The sequence below is a fragment of the Knoellia sp. S7-12 genome (genome assembly GCF_040518285.1).
Classification (GTDB): Bacteria; Actinomycetota; Actinomycetes; order Actinomycetales; family Dermatophilaceae; genus Knoellia.
The window spans coordinates 2,614,716-2,636,707 of sequence record NZ_CP155449.1; the positions used below are offsets into that span (position 1 = coordinate 2,614,716).

At 66.1% G+C, this 21,992-nt stretch carries 17 protein-coding genes; 6 read left to right on the forward strand and 11 right to left on the reverse strand.

What is annotated here, in order from left to right:
- Positions 1-141 precede the first annotated feature (141 nt).
- The gene (locus V6K52_RS12580; RefSeq protein ID WP_353950456.1) at positions 142-2,664 is read right to left on the reverse strand and encodes a LuxR C-terminal-related transcriptional regulator; all 2,523 of its coding nucleotides are present in this window, start codon (positions 2,662-2,664) and stop codon (positions 142-144) included.
- Between the two features lie 274 nt (positions 2,665-2,938).
- On the opposite strand from V6K52_RS12580, the gene V6K52_RS12585 reads away from it, so the two are divergent.
- On the forward strand, positions 2,939-4,786 hold the full coding sequence (locus V6K52_RS12585) for a phage tail sheath C-terminal domain-containing protein (RefSeq protein WP_353950457.1): 1,848 nt from the start codon (positions 2,939-2,941) through the stop codon (positions 4,784-4,786).
- A gap of 178 nt (positions 4,787-4,964) precedes the next feature.
- Here V6K52_RS12585 and V6K52_RS12590 read toward each other — a convergent pair whose 3' ends face one another.
- Both V6K52_RS12590 and V6K52_RS12595 read right to left on the reverse strand, forming a co-directional pair.
- Positions 4,965-5,423, reverse strand: coding sequence for an SRPBCC domain-containing protein (locus V6K52_RS12590; RefSeq protein ID WP_353950458.1), 459 nt, complete (start codon positions 5,421-5,423; stop codon positions 4,965-4,967).
- 234 nt (positions 5,424-5,657) lie between these two features.
- On the reverse strand, positions 5,658-6,122 hold the full coding sequence (locus V6K52_RS12595) for an SRPBCC family protein (RefSeq protein WP_353950459.1): 465 nt from the start codon (positions 6,120-6,122) through the stop codon (positions 5,658-5,660).
- A 233-nt stretch (positions 6,123-6,355) separates the two neighbouring features.
- Between V6K52_RS12595 and V6K52_RS12600 the strand changes: the two genes are divergently transcribed.
- Both V6K52_RS12600 and V6K52_RS12605 read left to right on the forward strand, forming a co-directional pair.
- Positions 6,356-7,234 carry a nuclease-related domain-containing protein gene (locus V6K52_RS12600; protein ID WP_353950460.1) on the forward strand — a complete coding sequence of 293 codons (879 nt, stop codon included), beginning with the start codon at positions 6,356-6,358 and terminating at the stop codon, positions 7,232-7,234.
- Positions 7,235-7,391: 157 nt separating this feature from the next.
- Entirely contained in the window at positions 7,392-10,508 is a 3,117-nt protein-coding gene (locus tag V6K52_RS12605; protein WP_353950461.1) for a DUF3427 domain-containing protein, read from the forward strand.
- 199 nt (positions 10,509-10,707) lie between these two features.
- Here the strand turns inward: V6K52_RS12605 and V6K52_RS12610 are convergent, their stop codons facing one another.
- Positions 10,708-11,919 carry an IS110 family transposase gene (locus V6K52_RS12610; RefSeq protein ID WP_353950462.1) on the reverse strand — a complete coding sequence of 404 codons (1,212 nt, stop codon included), beginning with the start codon at positions 11,917-11,919 and terminating at the stop codon, positions 10,708-10,710.
- Between the two features lie 314 nt (positions 11,920-12,233).
- On the opposite strand from V6K52_RS12610, the gene V6K52_RS12615 reads away from it, so the two are divergent.
- Complete coding sequence (locus tag V6K52_RS12615; protein WP_353950463.1) at positions 12,234-13,166, forward strand: phosphotransferase; 933 nt, start codon at positions 12,234-12,236, stop codon at positions 13,164-13,166.
- A 134-nt stretch (positions 13,167-13,300) separates the two neighbouring features.
- Here the strand turns inward: V6K52_RS12615 and V6K52_RS12620 are convergent, their stop codons facing one another.
- Complete coding sequence (locus tag V6K52_RS12620) at positions 13,301-13,606, reverse strand: Ada metal-binding domain-containing protein (protein ID WP_353950464.1); 306 nt, start codon at positions 13,604-13,606, stop codon at positions 13,301-13,303.
- A gap of 318 nt (positions 13,607-13,924) precedes the next feature.
- Between V6K52_RS12620 and V6K52_RS12625 the strand changes: the two genes are divergently transcribed.
- Positions 13,925-14,401, forward strand: a complete 477-nt coding sequence (locus V6K52_RS12625; RefSeq protein WP_353950465.1) for a hypothetical protein — start codon at positions 13,925-13,927, stop codon at positions 14,399-14,401.
- Between the two features lie 458 nt (positions 14,402-14,859).
- Here the strand turns inward: V6K52_RS12625 and V6K52_RS12630 are convergent, their stop codons facing one another.
- The 4 genes from V6K52_RS12630 to nrdR all read right to left on the reverse strand — a co-directional run bounded on the left by V6K52_RS12630 (position 14,860) and on the right by nrdR (position 20,044).
- Positions 14,860-15,375: a hypothetical protein gene (locus V6K52_RS12630; RefSeq protein WP_353950466.1), complete on the reverse strand. Its 516-nt coding sequence runs from the start codon at positions 15,373-15,375 to the stop codon at positions 14,860-14,862.
- 324 nt (positions 15,376-15,699) lie between these two features.
- Complete coding sequence (locus V6K52_RS12635) at positions 15,700-16,152, reverse strand: hypothetical protein (RefSeq protein WP_353950467.1); 453 nt, start codon at positions 16,150-16,152, stop codon at positions 15,700-15,702.
- 191 nt (positions 16,153-16,343) lie between these two features.
- Positions 16,344-19,358 carry a vitamin B12-dependent ribonucleotide reductase gene (locus V6K52_RS12640; protein WP_353950468.1) on the reverse strand — a complete coding sequence of 1,005 codons (3,015 nt, stop codon included), beginning with the start codon at positions 19,356-19,358 and terminating at the stop codon, positions 16,344-16,346.
- Positions 19,359-19,528: 170 nt separating this feature from the next.
- Positions 19,529-20,044, reverse strand: a complete 516-nt coding sequence (gene nrdR, locus V6K52_RS12645; RefSeq protein ID WP_353950469.1) for a transcriptional regulator NrdR — start codon at positions 20,042-20,044, stop codon at positions 19,529-19,531.
- A gap of 272 nt (positions 20,045-20,316) precedes the next feature.
- Here nrdR and V6K52_RS12650 point away from each other — a divergent pair, with 272 nt between their 5' ends.
- Positions 20,317-20,673, forward strand: coding sequence for a VOC family protein (locus V6K52_RS12650; RefSeq protein WP_353950470.1), 357 nt, complete (start codon positions 20,317-20,319; stop codon positions 20,671-20,673).
- 82 nt (positions 20,674-20,755) lie between these two features.
- Here V6K52_RS12650 and V6K52_RS12655 read toward each other — a convergent pair whose 3' ends face one another.
- Together V6K52_RS12655 and V6K52_RS12660 are read right to left on the reverse strand one after the other, a co-directional pair.
- A complete protein-coding gene (locus V6K52_RS12655) occupies positions 20,756-21,499 on the reverse strand; it encodes a hypothetical protein (RefSeq protein WP_353950471.1) in 744 nt (247 codons plus the stop codon).
- A gap of 252 nt (positions 21,500-21,751) precedes the next feature.
- On the reverse strand, positions 21,752-21,982 hold the full coding sequence (locus V6K52_RS12660; RefSeq protein WP_353950472.1) for a hypothetical protein: 231 nt from the start codon (positions 21,980-21,982) through the stop codon (positions 21,752-21,754).
- Positions 21,983-21,992 lie beyond the last annotated feature (10 nt).

Consider the following 21,992-nt stretch of genomic DNA (forward strand, 5'->3'; position numbering starts at 1 on the left):
GGCGGGTTCCTTTGCGTTCCTGGTGCGGCTGCGTCCCGCTGGTTTCCGGGGACAGCCCGAACGTAGGAACTGCTGTGGTGAGCGCGCATCACCAACCGATGTGACCGACGTGGTGATTCGCCTGCCTCGAAGCAGTGCGCTTCAGAGGAGTTCGAGCTCGCGCCCGCGGTCCACCGCACCCCGTCGGGTGTTGACGCCGAGCTTGCTGAAGATGTGCTTCGTGTGCGTGCGCAGCGTGTTGACAGACACGAACAGCTCGCGCGCGATGTCCGGTCCGCTCAGCGCGGTCGCGAGCAGCCGGAGCACCTCGACCTCCCGTTCGCTGAGCCCTTCGCTCACCGTGGGCGCCCCCTCCCCCAACGACATGGGGTATGCCGCCCGCTCCCGTCCCCGGGATCCCTCACCTTCCGTGGGCAGCCAGTTCGCAGACGGGACCCCGCCACTGACTGCGGTGTCGACCAGGGCGCGAAGGGCGCGGATCTCCTTGACGCTTCCGTCCCTGCCACCGACGATCGCCTCCGGCTCAAGGGCATCCAGTCGGCGGAGCGCCTCGTCGAGCTGTGTGTCATCGGTCGAGGAGGGGTGCTGGCAGTGCTCGGCAAGGAGGAGTCGGACGAGAGTGAGTTGGGCGTACCCGTCGAGATACCCGGGGTTCTCGACATCACGCACCCTATGGTCCTTGGCCCATGCACGACCGTCGTCGAGTCGTCCTTGCGTGATGTGCAGTCGTGCCCGGGCTGCCGGGATGGGTCGCACGTCCGGGAAGAAGCCGGGCAGATAGGCTTGCTCTGCCTGGTCCATCAGGTCGATGGCCACGGCGAGGTCGCCCTGAGCCCGGTGCAGGTCGGACGAGGCGACGAACCAGCGAAACCTGTTCTCCGGCAACGATGCTGACATCCCCAGCGTCGCCGCCGTGGCGAGGTGGTCGGCGGCTGCATCGAGGTCGCCCTGCTCGATCAGCACACCAGCGAGGCCGACGTGGAGGTCCCCGACGGTGGCGATGGCGGCACCCCGATGCTGCTCCGCGGTTGCGAGCGCGCGCTCGAAGATTCGGCGTGCTTCGTCGGGTCGGCCGCGGGCCAGCCACATCAACCCGAGGACGACGGTCCCACCGAGCGCGTCGGAGACGTCACCGGCCGCGGCGAGGGACTGCAGCGCCTCGGAGAACGTTGCCACCGCCTCCTCAAGGTCACCGCGGGCAAAGGCACCGAGCCCGAGGAAGCCGAGCGCTCCACCGCGCGCCATGTGATCGTCCGGCCCGCAGTGTGCCAACGCCTCGCGGGCGTACTCCCGCGACGCGTCCGTGTCCCCGCGTGCCTGGGCCGCCGAGGCTCGGAAGATCGCTATCGTCGCCGGCAGCGTGCGTAGCTCCTCATGAGTGGCGGCCGAGGCGTCCGACGCTGGGGTCGGCGGGTTGCTCTCGAGCGCGACTTCAGCGTGGCGGAGCCATGCCTCAACGCCTTCCAGATCCGACTCGATGAGACGGGTATGGGCGCGGTACGTCGAGAGCAGCGCACTCGTCCGAATCACGGTGTCCGGCAGGGCGATCAGCCAGTCACGGAGCAGTCCGTCGCGGCGGGCGCGGCGAATGTCGGGCAGCGCTCGCTCGACAAGGTGCGCCGCCTGCTCTGGATCGTCGCCGGCCAGTGCGTGACGCACGGCGTCCTCGGGAAGTCCGTGCACGGCATACCAGTCGCTTGCAGCGCGGTGCAGTGCTGGGACCCGGTCGGGCGCCTGGGCGGTGAGGCGCGCACGGAGGGCGTCGGCGAAGAGGTGGTGGTAGCGATACCAGTGCCTCTGGTCGTCGAGCGGAATGATGAAGAGGTTGGCTCGGTCGAGCGACTCGATCATCGAGGCGCCGTCGTCGCGCCCGGTGAGCGCGTCGCAGAGCGGTCCGGTCAGCTGGCTCAGGACGGCGGTGTCGAGGAGGAAGCTGCGCACGGTCTTGGGTTGGTGGCGCAGCACCTCCTCGACGAGGTAGTCGAGGACAAACCGGTGGCTGCCAGTGAACGCGTCGACGAAGGCGTCGGCGTCATCGGTCCCACGCAGCGACAGGCCTGCAAGCTGCAGACCTGCGGGCCACCCTTCGGTGCGCGCGGCCAGCGCCGCGGCCTGGGTGTCGGTGAGGTCGAGGCCCATAACGTCCGCGAGGAAGGCGGACGCCTCGTCAGGGGTGAAGCGCAGGTCCGCCGCGCGCAGCTCGACCAGCTCTCCGCGAGCGCGCAGCCGCGGCAGCGGGAGCGGAGGGTCGGCACGCGTGGCGATGGCGATAGTGACATGTTGCGGCAGGTGCTCGAGGAGGAAGGCCACTGCACGCTGAACGTCCGGGTTGTCGATGACGTGGTAGTCGTCGAGAGCGATGACTGTGTTGCCGGGACGGAGGTCGAGGTCGTTGACGACGCTGGTTAGGACCGCCTCTGCGGAGAGCTGTCCCGCCGCCACGAGCTCGCCGGCCTCGGCAAACTCGTCGATAGTCGTCAACGCGGCAACGAGGTGTTCGAGGAAGCGGCTGGGGTCGTTGTCTTCGGCGTCGAGCGAGAGCCACGCGACGCCGGTGTCCGGGTTGTTGACGGCGTCATCGGCGAGCCACTGGCTGAGAAGCGTGGTCTTGCCGAACCCGGCGGGTGCGGCGATCAGCACCAACCGCGGACGTCGCGTCGACACCAAGGCGTCGGTGAGTCGCGGCCTCAGGACAAGATCTCGACGCGGGACCGGCCTGTGGATCTTCGTTCCCAACACCACCACTCACCAAGCATAGGAGTGCGACCCCGGGGTGGCGCACCGGTTGCCGGCTTTAGCGATGACCGGAATTGCGGTAGCCCGGGGTGGTGTGGTGCATACGCGTGCGCCGTTGTCCCTGGCCTGTCACGCTGGGTGGGTGGCTGCGTCAGTGCCTTGCCTGTCGCGCGGTGGCTGAGTTCCGGCAAGGAGGTGCATGGTGCCTGAGTACCGGACTCCGGGTACATATGTCGAGGAGACAACCCTTCGCTCTCGCTCGATCGAAGGTGTGCCGACGAGCACGCTGGGGATGGTCGGCGTGACCGAGTTTGGCCCGGTGCCGCACCCATCGACTGACGGGAACTGGGTTCACGGTCCGGTGCTGGTCGCGAGTACGGCGGAGTACGAGCGCGTCTACGGCGGCTTCTCGAATCGGGCAATGCCCTGCCGACTCGCTCTGGCCGCCCGCGCGTTCTTCACGAACGGAGGGCAGCGCCTCTACGTCCAGCGGGTCTTCGTTCCGACCCCCGTCAGTGCGGGCACCGGTCCTGAGGACGACATCGCGCGAATCGACCTCCCGGTGGGCGCCAATGACCCCGTGGCGAGGTGGGAAGCCAGGTGGCCCGGCGCTGCGGGGTCGCGTGTTCGGGTGGTCACCCGCTTCCGACGCAGCGAGAACATCCAGGTGGGGACGCAACTGCGAGGCCTGCAGCCGGGTGCCGCGGTCGAGACAGCGGCACTGGTCGCGGGGCAACCGCCGGTCCTGGCAGACGTCGCAGCGCCGGCGAACCTCCAAGTGGTGACCCAGGTCGAGGGGATGCTCCGCTTGCGCGACGGCGTTGGTGGGCTCACCGCCCCGGTCCCGGGCCAAGCCGCCTTCCACGTCACCCTCGACGTCGAGGTGCACTTCGGCGACCGCGTCGACCTCTACGAGGGATTGGAGCTAGGAGCCGAGCACCCGCGCTTCATCACGACGGTGCTGCACGCCACCGAACCAGCCGACCAGAGTTGCCTTGTGAAGCTTGTCGGCGCGAAACCAGCAGTCGCAGGGCCCGCTCCATCTGTGCCGACCGCGGCCACGCTTCTGGCTGCTTTGGTGTCGCTTGGAGAGGAGGGCGTCCACCTTGCTGGTGGGTCCGACGGGGGCGAGCTGACGCCCAGCGCCCTACAGGGCCAAGGCGCCGACTCTGATTCGTCATCTCCGGCCACCGGGCTCGCCGCCCTGGGCGAGGTCGACGACATCGCCATTGTCGCCATGCCCGACAGCACGTACTTCCGGGACGAGGAGAGCACCGCGGAGGCGGTGGACGCCCTGATCACGCACTGCGAACGGGCTCGCTTCCGGTTCGCGCTCATCGATCCTCCCGAGAACGCCGCCTTCTCCGAGGTCCGTGCGTTCCGCTCGAGGTTCGACAGCTCGTACGGCGCCCTCTACCACCCATGGCTGCGCGTCAGCGATCTCACTCCGGGTGCTGATCCCGAGTTGGCGCCCACGCCGGTTGACGTCCCGCCGTCGGGCGCGATGGCCGGGATCTTCGCCCGCTCGGACACCGAGCGCGGCGTGCACAAGGCACCTGCCAACCAGGTGGTGCGCGGCATCACCGAGTTCGTCGCCCCAGTCTCCGCCCGTGAACAGGAGATGCTCAACCCCGAGGGCGTGAATGCACTGCGCTACTTCAAGGGGCGGGGCAACCTGGTCTGGGGCGCCCGCACGATCTCCTCGGACCCCGAGTGGAAGTACGTCAACGTCCGGCGTCTGCTCATCTACCTTGAGCACTCGATCGAGAAGTCGACGCAATGGGCAGTCTTCGAGCCCAACGACGAACGCCTCTGGGTGACGATCCGGAGCTTGATCGAAGCCTTCCTCATCTCGATCTGGCGCTCCGGCGCACTGATGGGCACCAAGCCTGAGGAGGCGTTCTTCGTGCGCTGCGACCGCACCACCATGACCCAGAACGACCTGGACAACGGCCGGCTCCTCTGCGAGATCGGAGTCGCACCCGTCCGCCCGGCGGAGTTCATCATCTTCCGCATCGCCCAGTTCACGAGCGACGCACCAGGCGGCTGACCGCCCAACGGCTCGGTCCGACGCCGCGGCGAAAACGGGCTTCGCCCGATCCAACGTGGGTATGCCGGGTAGCTCGATGGGTCCTGGCTCGAGGCTTCGTGAAGCACCAACAATCCGCGCGGTGCTCGGACGCTTCAGCCGTCGACCTAGCAGGCTTCGCCGCAGGTCCGGCTGCGCGTCAGCTCGCAGCGGCCTCGATCTCCCAGTTGATGATCTTGAGGTCGCGCGGACTCGGCGCACCGGCGCCCACCTCGAGGAGCTGCTTGAGACTCATCAGATAGGTCGCCCACTTGGTGCTGCAGTGGTGCATGAACAGGACCGGCTCCCGCCAGTCGCGGTGCCCGAAGTTCACGGTCGTCCAGCCGTCCTCATGGGTCAGGGACCAGTCGATGGTCGTCCCGATCCACTCCTCGGGACCGTCGACAACCTCCCAGGCCACGCGTTCGCCGGGGACGCTCTCGCGCACCAGCATGTCGAATCCGCCTGCGGGGAAACGGAATTGGATCACGCCGCCGATGTCCGTGGAGCCGGTTGTCTCTTCGGTCCACCATCCTCTGAGTCCCTCGATGGTGGCGATGGCGTCGTAGACCTTGTCGGGAGTCGCGTGGACCCCCACCTGGTGCAGGATGTCAACCATTGTTCTTTCCCTTCTGTGATGTGGGTTTCTGTGATGTCGCGTTCGCTGATGTCGCCGGACTGCTGTTCTTGGTGCGTTCGATGGTTTCGGCGAGCCGCTTGATGCGCCGCAGTCGGGCGCCCCAGGCGCTGCCGACGGCGGACAGCTGAGCGACGAGGGCGTCGAGCCTTCGCCGCCGATTGGGATCACTGACTGTCGACCTGCGGTCGCCGAACGTGGCACTTGCGACGGTCCTCATGACGACGCTGACGACCCCGCCAAGGCCCCTGCGTAGGCGGCCAGCCGAGGCAGGAAGGTGTCCCACCCGTTCTCGTGGTCGCGGTAGGCCTCCTCGAGGAGGGCGACCTCCCAACCCCTCTCCCGGAAGCCGGTCTCGGTGAGCCGCAGCGTCGTGCCGGTCGCGGAGGGCTCGAGATCGAAGGTCACCAGGAGCGAGTTGCCCTGCGTGGCCGCTTCTCCCTCAGAGATGACCCAGCGGAAGGAGAACCGATGCGGTCGGTCCACCTCGACGACAGTGAAGGACTCGACCTGTGCGCGCTCGCCCCAGACCACCTCACCGACGGCGCCCGGGACCACGTCGTCGAGGCTGGCGTCGTCGGACCACCACTCGCGGATGTGTTCCGGACGACTCACCACATCGAAGACCACCTCCGGCGAGGCCTCGACGTGTACCTGTCGCTCCAGCGTTCCGAACTCCATGACCAACCTCCTGATATGCAACCTGTTGTTGCACATCAACATAGGCGAGGACGATCGCATACGCAACCCTTCGTTGCACGTTCCAGTCACTCACCTGTCGAAGAAGAGGACAAACCCCATCGGGTATGCCCGCCTCGCTGGGCTTGGGAGCAGTGGTTTCCGTTCCGGGATGATTGCGTCCGTAATCGTGTGGTTTGGGCCCAAAGATGACTGGGCATGGCTCCTGTCTGGCTGTGGCCGAGGTGTCCGCCGACAAGCAGATGAAGCTCCGCTATGCGGGTCAATGTCACCTGTGCGCGCGAGAGCTCCCGGCCCGAGCCGAGGCCATCTACGACCGCACGACCAAGACCGTGCGATGCGTTGACTGCAGCCCTGAGCCTTTGCCTGAAGCCACGAGTGTCGAAGCCTCAGCCGAACCGATCGTCGTCGTCGAACAGGCCGAAGGCGCCGACGAAGTTCAGCAGGTTGAGGTTGGGAGCGCTGGCCTTTCGGCCAGGCGGGAGTTTGAGCGACGTCATGCCAATCGCGAACAGCGCATCCGCACGAAGCACCGAAAAGTAGGCGGACTCATGCTCGCCCTGAGCGATGACCCTCAATCCACCACGGCCTGGGACAAAGGCGCCCTTGGCGAGGAGCGCCTTGCCAACGGCCTCAACAAGCGCTCCTCCCCCAGCCTCCGCGTTCTTCACGACCGTCGCATCCCCGGAACACGAGCGAACATCGACCACATCGCGGCGACGCCCAGTGGTATCTGGGTCATCGACGCAAAGCGCTATGTGGGCAAGCGTCCAACGCTTCGGGTCGAAGGCGGGCTCTTTCGGCCTCGCACGGAGACGTTGATGGTGGGCGGGCGCAAACAGAACAGGCTCGTCGACGGAATGCTCAAGCAGCTCGAGGTGGTGCGCGGGGTCATAGGCCAGGCGATCCCGGTGACAGGCGTGCTGTGCTTCATCGAGTCCGACTGGCCACTCATCGGAGGCGATTTCACCACTCGAGGAGTGAGGGTCACCTGGCCCAAGCGCCTCTACTCCCGCCTCGAGGCGGAGGGGTCGCTGACTTGTGACGTCGAGACGCACCACCGCAACCTCGCACAAGCCCTTCCCTCTGCCTGAAACGTGTCCTCGCATTCTCGCTGACTTCCACGAGGCTGCCGTTCCGATGCTCCCTCCACATCGCATTGATCGCCGGGTCGACAACGAACCCACACATGCCACGCAGATACCTCGAATAAGCCGGCCCCCATCAGTGAGTCCTGGCAAGCTGCACCACGTGACCGGGGATCCGAATGACAGCCTGCTGGAAGGGCTCTACGAGAGTCTGATCACCGCAGAGCTCGAAGCTCGGCTCGCGGCTGACGGGCTCCACCTTGTGGGGCGAGGTCCTGTCGACGAGGGCGACGAACCCGAGATCCTTGCCCGCCACATTCGAGACGCCGCTCTGCGCGCGCTCCGGGGTGAGCGCAACCGAGACGCCCGACTCGCTCTCGTTAACCGCCTTGTCGATCATCTGGGGGCGCCCGATCTGACACTTGCCGCGTCGTCAAGCCAACTTCTCTCAGTGGGATTGCCAACGGCTCCGGGTGGCTATCCGCGCAACTTCCGCGATCGCCCCGCCACTCCCCTGTCAGATGCGGCGCTCTTGACCAACGCCCAGGGCGAACCGTCCGTCGGCCACGAGATCATTGCCGAGCTCGCGAGCGCCGACCGTGTCGACGTAATCATGGCGTTCGTCAAGTGGTACGGCCTGCGCCTTCTGGAGGACCGCCTTCGCGAGATCAAGAGTCGCGGTATCCCCTTGAGGCTGATCACGACCACCTACATGGGCGCGACCGAACGCGCCGCGCTGGACCGCCTCGTCCGGGACTTCGGGGCCGAGGTCAAGATCCAATACGACTCACAGCGCACTCGCCTCCACGCCAAGGCCTGGCTCTTCCGACGAAACACAGGTTTCGACACGGCATACGTGGGCTCAAGCAACCTGTCTCGGGCAGCGATGCTGGACGGCGTCGAGTGGAACGTCCGCCTGTCGTCGGTCGCAACGCCGACGCTCATCCAGAAGTTCAGCGCAACGTTCGACAGCTATTGGAATGACCCCACATTCGAGAGCTATGACCCCGACACTGACCGGGATCGGCTCGACGACGCGCTGGCTGAGGCAGGCGGAAGCAAGACTCATGACCGCGTCACGCTCACTCTGTCTGGCCTGGAAGTCCGGCCGTACGCGTACCAGCAGGAGATGCTCGACCAACTTGAAGTCGAGCGGGTCGTGCACGGTCGTCACCGCAACCTCGTCGTCGCCGCAACCGGAACAGGCAAGACCGTCATTGCCGGGCTCGACTACCGACGCCTGGCAGCTGCTGCTCCAATGCGCCCGACCTTGCTGTTCGTCGCCCATCGACGCGAGATTCTGGAACAGTCGCTGCGGACCTATCGCGAAGTACTCGCCGACCCCAACTTCGGCGAGCTGTACGTCGGCGGCGCGCGACCCGAGCGATGGGAGCACGTCTTCGCCTCCGTGCAATCCCTGACGGCATACGGCATCGACAACATCCCACCTGGCGCTTTCCGCATTGTCGTGATCGACGAATTCCACCATGCGGAGGCGAAGACGTATAGGCGGATCCTGGAGCGCCTAAATCCTCGCGAGCTCGTGGGCCTAACAGCGACTCCCGAGCGGGGCGATGGCGTCGACGTCCGACAGTTCTTCGATGGACGTACGGCCGCAGAGTTGCGCTTGTGGGATGCGCTCAAAGCCGACCTCTTGACGCCCTTCCACTACTTCGCCATCGCGGATGGGCTGGACATGAGAGGCGTTGATTGGAAGGCCGGGTCGTACGACCCAACGGAACTCTCCAGTCTCGTGACCGGCAACGACACCAGAGCTCGGATCGTTCTCAAGGCCCTGCGCGACAAGGTGGCCGACTTGAGCACCATGAAGGCTGTCGCCTTTTGCGTGTCTCAGGATCACGCCCGCTACATGGCTCAGGTCTTCAACGAAGCGGGCATCAGCGCTGCAACCGTGCTCGGTGACACACGTGCCAACGACCGCGACGCCGCAATCGCCAATCTCCGAAGTGGCGCGGTCCAAGCCCTCTTCACAGTCGACGTGTTCAACGAAGGTGTGGACGTCCCTGCCATCAACACGGTGCTCTTCCTCCGCCCGACGGAGAGCGCAACCGTCTTCCTCCAGCAACTCGGCCGAGGGTTGCGTCGGGCGCAAGACAAGGCCGTCCTCACTGCCCTGGACTTCGTTGGCCACCACCGCACAGAGTTCCGATTCGATCAGCGGTTCCGGGCGATGACGGGAAGCAGTCGCACTCAGCTTGAGCGGGACATTGAGCGCGGCTTCCCGTTCCTGCCTGCAGGCACGCAGATTGTCCTCGATCGACAGAGTCAGGAGCTCGTTCTCCAGAACGTCCGTGCTCAGGTCATCAAGCGCTGGGCCAACATCACTGGTGAGTTGCGCGCTCACCCCACCGCGAACCTCGGGCAGTTCCTGCACGACTCCGGCGTCGAACTTTCGGACGTCGTACGCGGCGACCGTTCCTGGTCGCGTCTCCGGCGGGAAGCGGGTCTCGATATGGCCGCGCCTGGCACCCGCGAGGAAGCAATCCTAAAGCGGGTGCGCGCGTTGGTCCACGTGGACGATCCCGATCGTGCCGTGGCCTATCTGCAGTGGTTGAGCGACGACGCCCCCTCATACGAATCGGCAAACCCGGCGCTCCAAGCGTTTGGTCGCATGCTGTTCTTCTCCCTGTGGCCCGACGGTGGCGGATTCGATTCGTATGCCGCTGGCCTGAGTGCGCTCCGAAGCGAGTCAGCCGCACGGAGCGATCTGAGAGCGGTCATCCAACTTGGGCTAGATACAGCAGAACGAGTCAGCGCGCCGCTCGGCGACGACCTGGCACTTCGCCCGTTACGAGTACATGGGCGGTACACACGCGAGGAAATCGTCGCGGCGCTGGACTACGTCTCGATCAACGGTCGTAAGGCCAACAGCTTCCGCGAGGGTGTCCTGTTCTCCCCAGCAGCAAACGCGGACGCCTTCCTGGTGACTCTCAACAAATCAGAGGCTGAGTACTCTCCGACCACGATGTACCAGGACTACGCGATCAGCCAGGAGCTCTTCCACTGGGAGTCGCAGTCAGTCACGGCCGTTGCATCACCAACTGGGCAGCGGTATCTCAACCACCGCGCACGAGGAAGCCACATCCTGCTCTTTGCTCGCCAGCAGAAGGTCACGGAATTCGGTACCGGCGCTCCTTACCTGTTCCTCGGCGAGGCCGACTACGTCGAGCACCGCGGCGAGCGCCCTATCGCCATCACATGGCGCCTACGAACCCCAATGCCCACCGTCGATTTCACAGCAGCGAAGGTAGTCGCATGAGGTGGCCACGCCCTACCCACTCGCAGAAGAACATGAGCGGCAACCGTTCGGGGACAAGGGGTCGGTGCCATTTCCGGCCACATCTGGCTGGGGTGGTCGCCACTAGCCCGACAATTGATCAGAACCAGATGCGCGACACATGTCGGCCAACTGATGCGTCCTGGTCGGTTAGTCGCGTCACTTCGGCTCCCTTCTGTTGTCAACCGGCCGGTTCTAGGTGCTTAGTGGGCTCGGTCTTTCGCAGCGCGGCTGTCGCGCGTAGCGTCCTTGGTGCGGGTCCGGGAAGTGGCTGATCCGAAGTGCCGGTGTGCGGGTGCGAGCCGGTCGCGCTGGATGTATGAGACGCCCCGCGTTGCCCTCCCGGGCCCGCCTCTTTGCCCGTGGCTTGGGCGGGTGAGGCATCGGCGACCAGCTGTCGATAGATGACGTCGGAGATCCTTCGCTTGAGGCAGCGCAGTGCCTCGAGGGGTTTCTTGCCCTCGGCGCGCTTGCGCCGGTAGTAGGTCCGCCCGTCGGTGTCGAGCCGGAGCTGGGTGATCGCGGCGATGTGGATCATGTGGTTGACCCGGCGGTTACCCGCTCGGGAGAGACGGTGCCGGTTGTTCTCCCCGGAGGAGGCGTCCAGCGGTGCGGTGCCGGTCCAGGACGCGAACCGGTTGCGGTCAGCGAACCGGGCGATGTCGCCGACGTCAGCCAGGACACGGGCGGCGACCACAGGTCCGATGCCGGGGATGTCCGTCAGGTGTGAGCCGCGGGCCTGGATGATCGCCTTCAGCTCGGCGGTGGCCTTCTTCATCTTGGCCTCGACCGCGACCAGTTCGGCGAGCTCCTCTGCTGCTATCCGGCGGCGGGTCTTGCCGGCGACGTCACGCGGGCGAACTGAGGCGAGCATGCGCTTGGCCTGACCGGTGGTGATGTCCTTCTTCGCCTGCCCGGGAAGCAATTCCGCGAGCAGGGCTTGGAGCCGATCGACGCTCTGGACCCGTCGCCGGGTCAACGCCTCACGGCGGTCCACGAGCAACCTGAGCGCCTCCAGCTCACCGTCGACCTGCAGCACCCGAAGGCCCGAAGTGCGCACCGCGACCATCGCGATCGAGTGTGCGTCGTGGGCATCGGTCTTGCGGTTGTGGCCGGTGTCGAAGAGCCGGACCCGGGCGGCGAGCTTGGCCGGGACGTCCACGACATGCTCCCCTGATTCCAGGAGCCGCTGCGCCAGGGGGCGTCCGACACCGTTGGCGCCCTCGACCGCCCACACCCGGTCCGGCCACGCCTTGGCGTAGGTTCGCATCGCGGTGTAGCCGGCCCGGTCGGTGGTGAACCGGCCCGAACCGAGACGCCGTTCATGATCGTTAACGACCTCGATCGTCGCCGACAGCTTGTGGGGATCGACCCCGATGACAACACGTTCCATGTGCCGCTCCTACCTTGCTCGTACCCGATGTGGACGGCGAGGTGGGCAGTGCTACTACGAGCAGGGCAGTCCCTTCTTGAGCCACGCCTCGTCACGGCGCCCGGCGGGCAGCAGTCCGATAGTGAGCCACACCGACAAAGCGGTGGGCAGCCCAATAGAGAGCGTCCCGCCGAGCACCTGGACCGAGTCTGGCCAGACGCCGGCCCTACCAGCAATCGTCTAGTAGCCCAGATAGATGCGGGCAGCCGCCCGGCGAGAACTAGGCGACCTCAAAACCGGGTGCGGGACGGAGCGCCAGCCGCTACAACGGGACCATGACCGAGCTCTGGACCGACCCCCAGTGGCTTGCCGGTGCCCACGCGTGGGTCGACGAGCAGACCGACGCGCTCGGGCTGGAGCGCACCGGCGACGCAGAGCAGCCGCACATCACGGTCTGGTCGACCGTGCTCAAGGTCCCGACGACCGCCGGATCGGTGTGGTTCAAGGCCAACCATGGCCGTCTACAGCACGAGGCGGCACTGGTCACGCTGCTCGCCGAGCGCGTCCCGGACCGGGTCGAGCCACTTCTGGCCGCAGACCTCGACCGCGGCTGGATGTTGATGCGTGATGCGGGGACGCGGATGCGTGAGCTGGTGGTCGTCGAGGCGAGCCTGGTGCGTTGGCACCCCGTCTTGGACTCGGTGGCGCGGATCAGCGTCGCGATGGAGGACGACGTCGACGCCCTCCTCGCGATCGGCGTCCCCGACGTGCGGCTGGCCATCCTCCCGGCGAGCTACGCCGCGCTCTTGGAGGAGATCGACGTCGCGCCTCGCTTCCGGGCCGCGACCGGCTGGGTGGCCGAGCTGTGTGAGCAGCTCGCGGTCTACGGCATCAGGGAGTCCCTGCAGCACGACGACCTTCACGACGGGCAGGTCTTCGTGCGCGATGGTCGCCACTGGGTCGTCGACTGGGGGGACGCCTGCGTCTCCCACCCGTTCTTCGCACTCGCCGTCGCACTGGAGGGTCAGATCGCCTGGGGCCTGGACGACGTCGAGAACTCCGTCGACACCGGACCGTTCCGCGACACGTTCCTCGCGCCCTACGCGGCCGCCTACCCGAACCTGTCGCACGCCGACCTGGTGGAGGCCGCGCGCCTCGCGACCCGGCTTGGCTGGGCGGCCAGAGCTGTCAACGGGCATCTCTCCGTCGACCAGGCGAGCACCCGGCGGCGGCTGGAGATGTTCGTCGACGGCCGGGTGGAGGACTGAGCCCAGAACAAATCACCGTCGGTGGATCAGAGAAGAGCGACGCTGAAGAAAGATGCTCGCGTGGGACCTGCGTCTCTCCGCCGCCAGTCGGCCCTCGCCTCGCCCGCCGGTTTCCTCACGACCTGGACGGCGTGTCAACCGTCGTTGTGCAGCTCACGCTCGGTATCTGATGTGGCCTTTTGGGGCTCGGAGTCCGCCAGCCATTGGCGGTACTTCGGCCGCAAGCATGACCCGCAGGGTCGGTATCCGGCAGCGATGGCGTGTTCCTCATCGGCGAAGAACACCCGGTGCTGGACGTACTGGCCCTTGGCGATCGAGCGCAAGGCTGACGGGCAATCGAGGCGTCCATAGATCTTGCTGCGTCGGTATCCGCCCAACGTGCCGGGGGTGGGTGAATGGTAGGGCCGTCTGTCCTTATCCAGCAACGTGTAGGTCTTCACGACACCAGTGTGCGCCGCGGAACGCGGTGCGTCTCTGCGCCGCCAGACGACCTTCCTGACGGCGGCACGGACGACCGTGGACGAGGTGGTTGGTGTTGCCGCCCCGGACGCTGAGTCGGTGCGGCCAGTCAGTCCGAGGAGCATGCTGGTGACGTGAGGCCTAGGAAGGGGACAGGCGGCAGACACCGTGACGCACTTGTGGCCGCTGCGGGTGCCATGTGGTCAGCGGTCTTGCTGCCTCCCGCGGTCGTTGCCTGGGATGGTGGCAACGCCCCGGCGTGGGCGCAGCGTCTTGCGGATGGGCGACCGTATTCGTGGATGCGTCCCATCGGCAATGATCTGGGCGTGCCCGGCGACTATGTGTTGTTCGGTGTTTTGGTCGCCCCCGCATTTCTCTTGATCGGTGTGTCACTGCTACCAAGGGCACGGATTGCAGGGCGGTGGACTGCCGTGCTGGCCTGGCTCACACTGCTGGGCGCCCCGATCGTCACACTTAGCTATGTGGCGTCCTCGTTGCCGTCACCGTGGCACGCGATGTGGGGTTTGGAAGCCCTCCTGCTGGTCGCGATGGGCATCTGTGGCGTTGTCGCCGGCGTGGCCGCGTACGTGACCCATCGACTTCCACTGTGGTGGTCATCTCTGCTCGCAGCAACGATCGGCGTCCTGACGATCAGCACTGTGCTCTTTACCTACTTTCCCCACGGCAGCCTGATCGGGTTCGGGGTCGAGGTGGCGATTCTCGCGTTTTTCGAACCGACCGTCCGCCGTGAGAGTACTAGCGGGGGCACTCCCTGAACTGACCCCCATCGCTCCTTCGCGAGCGCCTACTGCACCACCCGCTGCTCGGGAGACAACCGAACTCGACCCGCGGCGCATCGCCGCAGCGCTCGCGTCCGGAAGAGTGATTGGGGCCGGCTACCCGTTCAGCGCGACCCCGGTCAGTGCCACGAGCGGTCGCCCCCCGGGAGTCGATCGTCGGTGTTCGAGGAGCCCGCCATTTTCGCCGCGCGAGCTCATGAAGTTACTCCGATGTGCACAATGAATTAAGCGCCTTGTTCGAGCGTGCAGACATCCTGGGCGAGCCGAACGCCTTTCGCGTTTGCCTCGGCATTCGAGAAACACTGCGACCGCTCGGGTACGGGGTGGACTGCTACCGCTCTGCCATCGATGCACTGCGACCGCTCGCTCAATGCCGACTAAGCCGCGCTGAAGGATGGCGCGTCTTCGGACACCGAGGGCTGGTCGAGTGCGTCTTACCGCCGCGTACGCCCACGCGACCGCCGAGCTCCGGTTGGCCCAGAACCGCGCGGAGATGACGCTGATATGGCACGTGCGATTACAGATAGAGGCTCCAGATGCTCGCGATCGTAGTGAGCCCCAGCCCAGAAAGGGCCACCAGTCCGCCCGTCTTGAATGTTGCGAGCGTGTCCGCCGAGCGCATTGCGCTTGCTCCAGTAGGCGACCGGCAGGCGCATGTCGTTCCACGTGGGCGATGGGTCCTGAATGCCTACGGCAAGCAGTGCCTTCTCCAGTTCAGCCTCTCTGGCCGACCTCGTCGCAGCCTGCGCGGCAAGGTCGGCAGTTTCTCCTGCCTTGGCTTTCTCGTAGATGTCCACGAGATCGGGCTCATCGTCCGAGCCGATTAAAACAGCGATGTCATCGAAACGCCGCTTCTGTCCGACCGTCTGCAAGTACGCCGTCACGACGCCAGCGATCGTGACCAGCGCCCCCAAAACGTAGAGGACGGTTACCACTTCGCGATTGTCCATGCCGTCAGTGTTGCCTCTGCGAGTCCCCAAGTAGCGGAGCTGCGATGAGTGTTGGGTCCAGGTCAGATATTCCGCAGCCAGCTGCGCGCACCCAGACTGACGGCACCGCCGACGTGCGTCACTGCGCCGCGAAGGGACCAGGCCCGTACTCCCGGCACCTGGCCCCCAGAGTGAACCCGCAGGCTTGGAATCCACCTGCGCGATGGGGGCTCAAGCGCGCGGTCGAGAACGGTTGCCGGATCGACGAGTTGCCGCGATCCGTTAGGTCACGTGTCGCACGTCAACTGGGGACAGGTGTCGCGCATCAGCCGACGGAGGGCACCGCTAGCCCGAAAGCTCCTCTAGGAACTGCCCGACTGAATCTAGGACTCGCTCACCGTCCTGGCCTTCCTCCACCAGGGTCGCCACTCCTGACCCCACGATGTAGGCCATCAGGTAGGCAGCCTTCCCCTTGTAGTTCTTGTCCAGGTCCGCCAACGTCGGGCCCGGTGCCAATTCCTGGGTTTGCGCGAGGTCTGCCTCCCGTACGCGCGTGAACAGGCTGTTGAGCATGTCCAGCGCCTCCTCGCCGCGGCGTCTCCCAGCCAAGATGATGACGTCGGATGGCGGGCGAGGGATCACGTCCTGCCCGGCCTCGTCATCGGTCCCTTGGCCGCCAAAATGGTCGGCGAACGCCACGAGAGCCATGAAGCACGCATACGTCAGCGGGTAGCCGTGCTCGTCCCACGCCCCCTGACTGGCCTTGAGCAACTGAGCCGGGGATCGCGGGGTGGACATGAGGTCTAATGCAGTTTCAGCGGATGGGTGCACCCCTTCACCTTAAGTCTCCGCCTGCCCCAGGCCCGTCCCCCCACACTTCTCCTCCCAGCCTGCCGCCGGCTCCCAGCGTCGAACGCCGCGGCGGCGTGAGGGCAAGAAGAACGGCCCCGAGGAAACTCCTCGGGGCCGTTCATCTAGCTATTGCTGGATCAGCTGCAGCCGCTGGTGCTTCCGCAGCCTTCGCACACGTAGCAGGACCCAGCGGGGCGCATCTTCGTCCCGCAGGTCATGCACATCGGCGCGTCGGCGGAGACGCCCTGGAACTTCTCGAGCAGCTCAGCCGAGGAGTGCACGTCGGAGGAGACCTCGCGTGCTGAGGCCGCACCGGCACCGGACTTCAGCTCGCTCGCGTGTCCTGCCGACGTGAGGTCATCCCCCGCGCCAGCACCCGCTCCCGAGTCAGACGTGTCGGCAGCCGGGGCCGCCTCTGCCGTCTTCTTCGGCGAGGTGGCACCGACACCCTGCGAGTACGACTCGATCTCGTCCTCAAGTGCCTCGGAGTCGTCACCCTCGACCGTCGACGGGGCGTAAGAGCCCGTCTCCAGCTGACGCTGACGCTCTTCGGCGGTGTGGATGCCCATGAACGAGCGGGTCTCGAAGTCCATGTGGTCCAGGGCCAGGCGACGGAAGACGTAGTCGACGAGCGACTGACCCATCCGGATGTCCTGGTCGTCGGTCATGCCGGCCGGCTCGAAGCGCATGTTCGAGTACTTCTCGACAAACGTCTCGAGCGGCACGCCGTACTGCAGGCCAACCGACACAGCGATGGAGAACGCGTCCATGACACCGGCGAGCGTCGAACCCTGCTTGCCGAACTTGAGGAAGACCTCACCGAGGCGACCGTCCTCATAGGTGCCAGCCGTGAGGTAACCCTCGGCGCCACCGATGGCGAACGACGTCGTCTGCGAGGAACGACGCTTTGGCAGACGCTCACGCGTCGGGCGGTAGACAACCTTCTCGACGACCTGCGCCGGACCAGCCGCCGCAGCAGCAGCACCGGCGGCCGCAGCAGCGACACCAGCAGCCTTGCCAGCCTCAGCGTCCTTGGCGGTGGAGCCACCATCGGAGAGCGGCTGACCGACCTTGCAGGAGTCGCGGTAGACCGCGAGCGCCTTGAGGCCCATCTTCCAGCCCTGCATGTAGACGTCCTGGATCTCCTCCACCGAGGCGTCCTCGGGCAGGTTGACCGTCTTGGAGATGGCACCGGAGAGGAACGGCTGCGTGGCCGCCATCATCCGCACGTGACCCATCGCGGAGATGGATCGCGCACCCATGGCGGTGTCGAAGATCTCGTAGTGCTCGGTCTTGAGGCCGGGCGCGTCGATGACGTGACCCTTGTCGGCGATGAACTCGACGATCGCCTCGACCGTCTCCTCCGTGTAGCCGAGCTTGCGCAGGGCACGCGGGATGGTGAGGTTGACGATCTGCATCGAGCCGCCACCGACGAGCTTCTTGAACTTGACGAGGGAGAAGTCCGGCTCGATGCCGGTCGTGTCGCAGTCCATCATGAAGCCGATGGTCCCGGTCGGAGCGAGCACCGACGCCTGGGCGTTGCGGTAGCCGTTCTTCTCCCCGACCTTGACGACGGCGTCCCACGCCTTCGTCGCGGCGCGGTGGATGTCCTTGTCCATCGTCTGCATGGTGCGGATCGAGTCGTTGGCCGAGGCGTGCTTGCGCATGACCCGCTTGTGCGCGTCAGCGTTGCGGGCGTACCCGGCATACGCACCGACGACACCAGCCATCTCGGCGGAGCGCTTGTAGGCGGCACCGGTGAGGAGCGAGGTGATCGACGCGGCGAGCGCGCGGCCACCATCGGAGTCGTAGCCGTGACCTGTCGCCATGAGCAGCGCGCCCAGGTTCGCGTAGCCGATGCCGAGCTGGCGGTAGTCACGAGTCGTCTTGGCGATCGGCTCGGTCGGGAAGTCCGCGAAGCAGATCGAGATGTCCATCGCCGTGATGACGAGCTCGGCGACCTGCTGGAACTTCACGACGTCGAACGTGTCGTCGTCCTTGAGGAACTTCAGCAGGTTGAGCGAAGCGAGGTTGCACGAGGAGTTGTCGAGCGACATGTATTCGGAGCAGGGGTTGGACGCGGTGATGCGGCCGGTCTCCGGGTTGGTGTGCCAGTCGTTGATCGTGTCGTCGTACTGGATGCCCGGGTCGGCGCACTCCCATGCGGCCTTGGCGATCTTGCCCATGAGCGCGCGTGCGTCGATGGTCTCGATGACCGACCCGTCGCCACGCGACTTCAGGCCGAACTCGGTGCCCTCCTCGACGGCGCGCATGAACTCGTCGTTGACGCGCACCGAGTTGTTGGCGTTCTGGTACTGCACGGACACGATGTCCTTGCCGCCCAGGTCCATGTCGAAGCCGGCGTCACGCAGCGCGCGGATCTTGTCTTCCTCACGCGCCTTGGTCTCGACGAACTCGACGATGTCGGGGTGGTCCACGTCGAGGACGACCATCTTGGCTGCACGACGGGTCGCGCCACCGGACTTGATGGTGCCCGCGGACGCGTCGGCGCCACGCATGAACGACACCGGTCCCGAGGCCGTGCCACCGGAGGAGAGGAGCTCCTTGGAGGAGCGGATGCGCGACAGGTTGAGACCCGCGCCCGAGCCGCCCTTGAAGATGAAGCCCTCCTCCTTGTACCAGTTGAGGATGGAGTCCATCGAGTCGTCGACGGCGAGGATGAAGCAGGCCGAAACCTGCTGCGGCGAGGCCGTGCCCACGTTGAACCAGACCGGGGAGTTGAAGCTGAACACCTGGTGCAGCAGGGCCCAGGTCAGCTCGTGCTCGAAGAGCTCGGCGTCCTCGTCGGAGGAGAAGTAGCCGTGCTCCTTGCCCGCCTTGACGTAGGTGAGGACGACGCGGTCGATCAGCTGCTTGAGCCCGGTCTCGCGAGCCTCGGTGCCGACGGCCCCACGGAAGTACTTCGTCGTGACGATCGTGGAGGCGTTGACACTCCAGAAGTCGGGGAACTCGACTCCGCGCTGCTCGAAGATCGTGACGCCGGTCTTCCAGTTCTGCTGGACGACGTCGCGCTTCTCCCAGGTCACCTCGTCATAGGGGTGCACACCGGGTGTCGTGAAGATGCGCTCGACCAGCACACCCTTGCCTTTGGCCTTGCGTGCCCCTGTGCGTGCGCCGGCGGTCTCCGTCATTGCCTGACTCCCTTTTCTTGCCCGGCTCAACCCGGGCGTTTCGTGTGACCTGACATCAATAATTGCGGTGACCACTGACAGTGGTCGGGGGTGTCGCTTTGAGCGACAGAGGTGCTGTGTTCTTCGGGTTGTTCGGGTATGCCGTGTGCTGCGGTTTGGCGTGAAGCCGGTCAGTCCGGCGGGGCGACCGAAGAACCTGGGCCGCTGGCCGGCATACGTTCAGGTTCTTGTCCCAGCGCATCGCGCTCGACCCGCAGCAGCGTGATCGCGTCCTCGAAGTCCTCGACGTTGTCGAAGGCCTGGTAGACGCTGGCAAACCGCAGGTAGGCGACCTCGTCGAGGCAGCGCAGCGGTTCGAGGACGGCAAGACCGACCTCGTGGGCGTCGATCTCAGCCTGTCCGGCGCCGCGGATGCTGTCCTCGACCTGATGGGCGAGGAGAGCGAGCTGGTCCTCGGTGACCGGGCGGCCCTGGCAGGCCTTGCGGACGCCGACAAGGACCTTGGCGCGGCTGAACGGTTCGGCCGCTCCGGACCGCTTGACGACGGACAGTGCCGCGGTCTCGACGGTCGTGAAGCGCTTGCCGCACTCGGGGCACTGACGACGGCGGCGAATGCTGGAGCCGTCGTCGGTGGCGCGCGAATCCATGACGCGGGAGTCGGTGTGGCGGCAGTACGGACAGTGCATGAAACCGGCTCCTTTTCGCGTGGATGGACCGAGTGTGGGGACAACTCTGGGGATGAACTGGGGACAACGTGTGGAGAAGTGCCCCGCCCCTGTGAACCATATGTGGATGAACTACATCGGTGTAACCACTAGATGTAGTAGCCAGTATGCGCCGCTGTGACACAGGCCGCAAGCCCATCCGCGTGGCGAGTTCACCATCGGCGTGTCGCTCGCCCGAGAGCCCCCACATCTCCCTGCTGGGTACTGTCACAGCCCGGTCATAGCGTTCGGGCATGACTCTGAAACTGGCAATGATCACTGCCGACACCACCGACGCAGAAGCACTGGGCTCGTGGTGGGCGCACGTGACGGGCGCCGAGATCGCCGAGACCAACGACGGATGGTTCGTCATCGTCAAGGGCGGCGAGCTGCCGGTCACGCTCGCCTTCCAGAAGGTCGACGAGGTCACTCCGGGCAAGAACCGCCTCCACCTCGACCTCATCACTGAGGACCTCGAGGGAGCGACCGACCGACTCCTCGCAGCCGGGGCAACACTCGTGGAGCGCCGCGGTGACGAGAACTTCCGGTGGACCACGTTGGCCGACCCGCAGGGCAACGACTTCTGCATTGCTGCACAGCCCGAAGCCTGAGCAGAGAACCAAGCCACGACGCAGGTATGCCGGCCGCTCAAGGTGAGCGGCCGGCATACCTGATCGTTGAGGTCACATCAGGTCAGGCCGACGGCCCCTGGGAGCGGAGCTTGTCGACCTCACTCATGGCCTCACGGAGCTGGCCGAGCCACTCGTCCGCGTGCTGACCGACGAGTCGGACCGACCAGGCGAGCGCGTCGCTGCGGGAGCGGGCGACGCCGGCGTCGACGAGGGTGTCGAGGACCTGTCGCTCGGGCTGACGCAGGCGCGTCATGACCGGCGCGGCGAGGTGGGTGAACAGCGCCTCGGTCTCGCCGAGCCGCACCCCCCACGACACCTTGCGCTCATAGCGGCTCTGCGCCTCGAGAGCGATCTCGATGCGCTGCTCCTTGGTGTCGCTGCGCCAACGGCTGATCCGCCCTTCCGTCACAGCACTGCCTTCGGCGCCGTCGAGCTCTTCGGCCGGCAGGGTGCCGATGACGGTGATCTCGTCGCGGTCGATGTTGACCTCGACCTCGCTGAACCAGTCGGCGGGCAGGCGCCCGGTGAACCAGTCCTGCGCGTCGTCGGCGCTGGGGATGTCGGCCTGCTGCCAGCCGCCGGGCCGGCCCATGCCGGGTCCGCGACCGCCCCGGCCACCACGACGTTCGCCGCGTTCGCCGCGTTCGCGACCTTCGCTGGCTCCGCCGCGCTCGCCATGTCCTCCGTGGCCACCCGGTCCGCGACCGGGGATGTCGCCGCGCATGCCGTGGCGGGTGCCGCGGCCGGTGGGGCGAGGTGAGTTCTCTGAACTGTCTGAGCTGAAGTTCTTGTGGTGGGACCGCATGTGGGTCTCCCTTCCTGTGGTGCCTGCATCTTCTTGCAGTGCTTACATGATTACACAACTACACATGCATCACAATCATTCCCGAGGGCGCTGTGCACTGCTGCGCTGTGGCGCAGCAGTGCACAGCGCAAACCCGGCACCTCAACAGCACCACTCCCCTACGCTGAGCCCACATGTCAGCGGGAGGGGGACCATGCGAGGTGCACTGTCAGGGATGGGCGTCGCTGCGATCATGGCGCTTGCAGCGTGCGGTCAGGCGGAGCCGGGTGGCAAGGGTGAGCCCACAGCCTCCGTGACTGCTGATTCAACACAGGGCAGCGGGCAGCCCTCGGGGACCAGCCCGCCACCGGCCTCACCGCCACCGACACCCTCGGACTCGCCGACACCGGAATCGTCGATGTCGAGCGAGGAACCGGGCATCAGATCGGTCGACTTCGGCAGCTGGCGATGGACGGATCCGGGGAACCCGAGCGAGCGGGTCACCCTCAAAGGT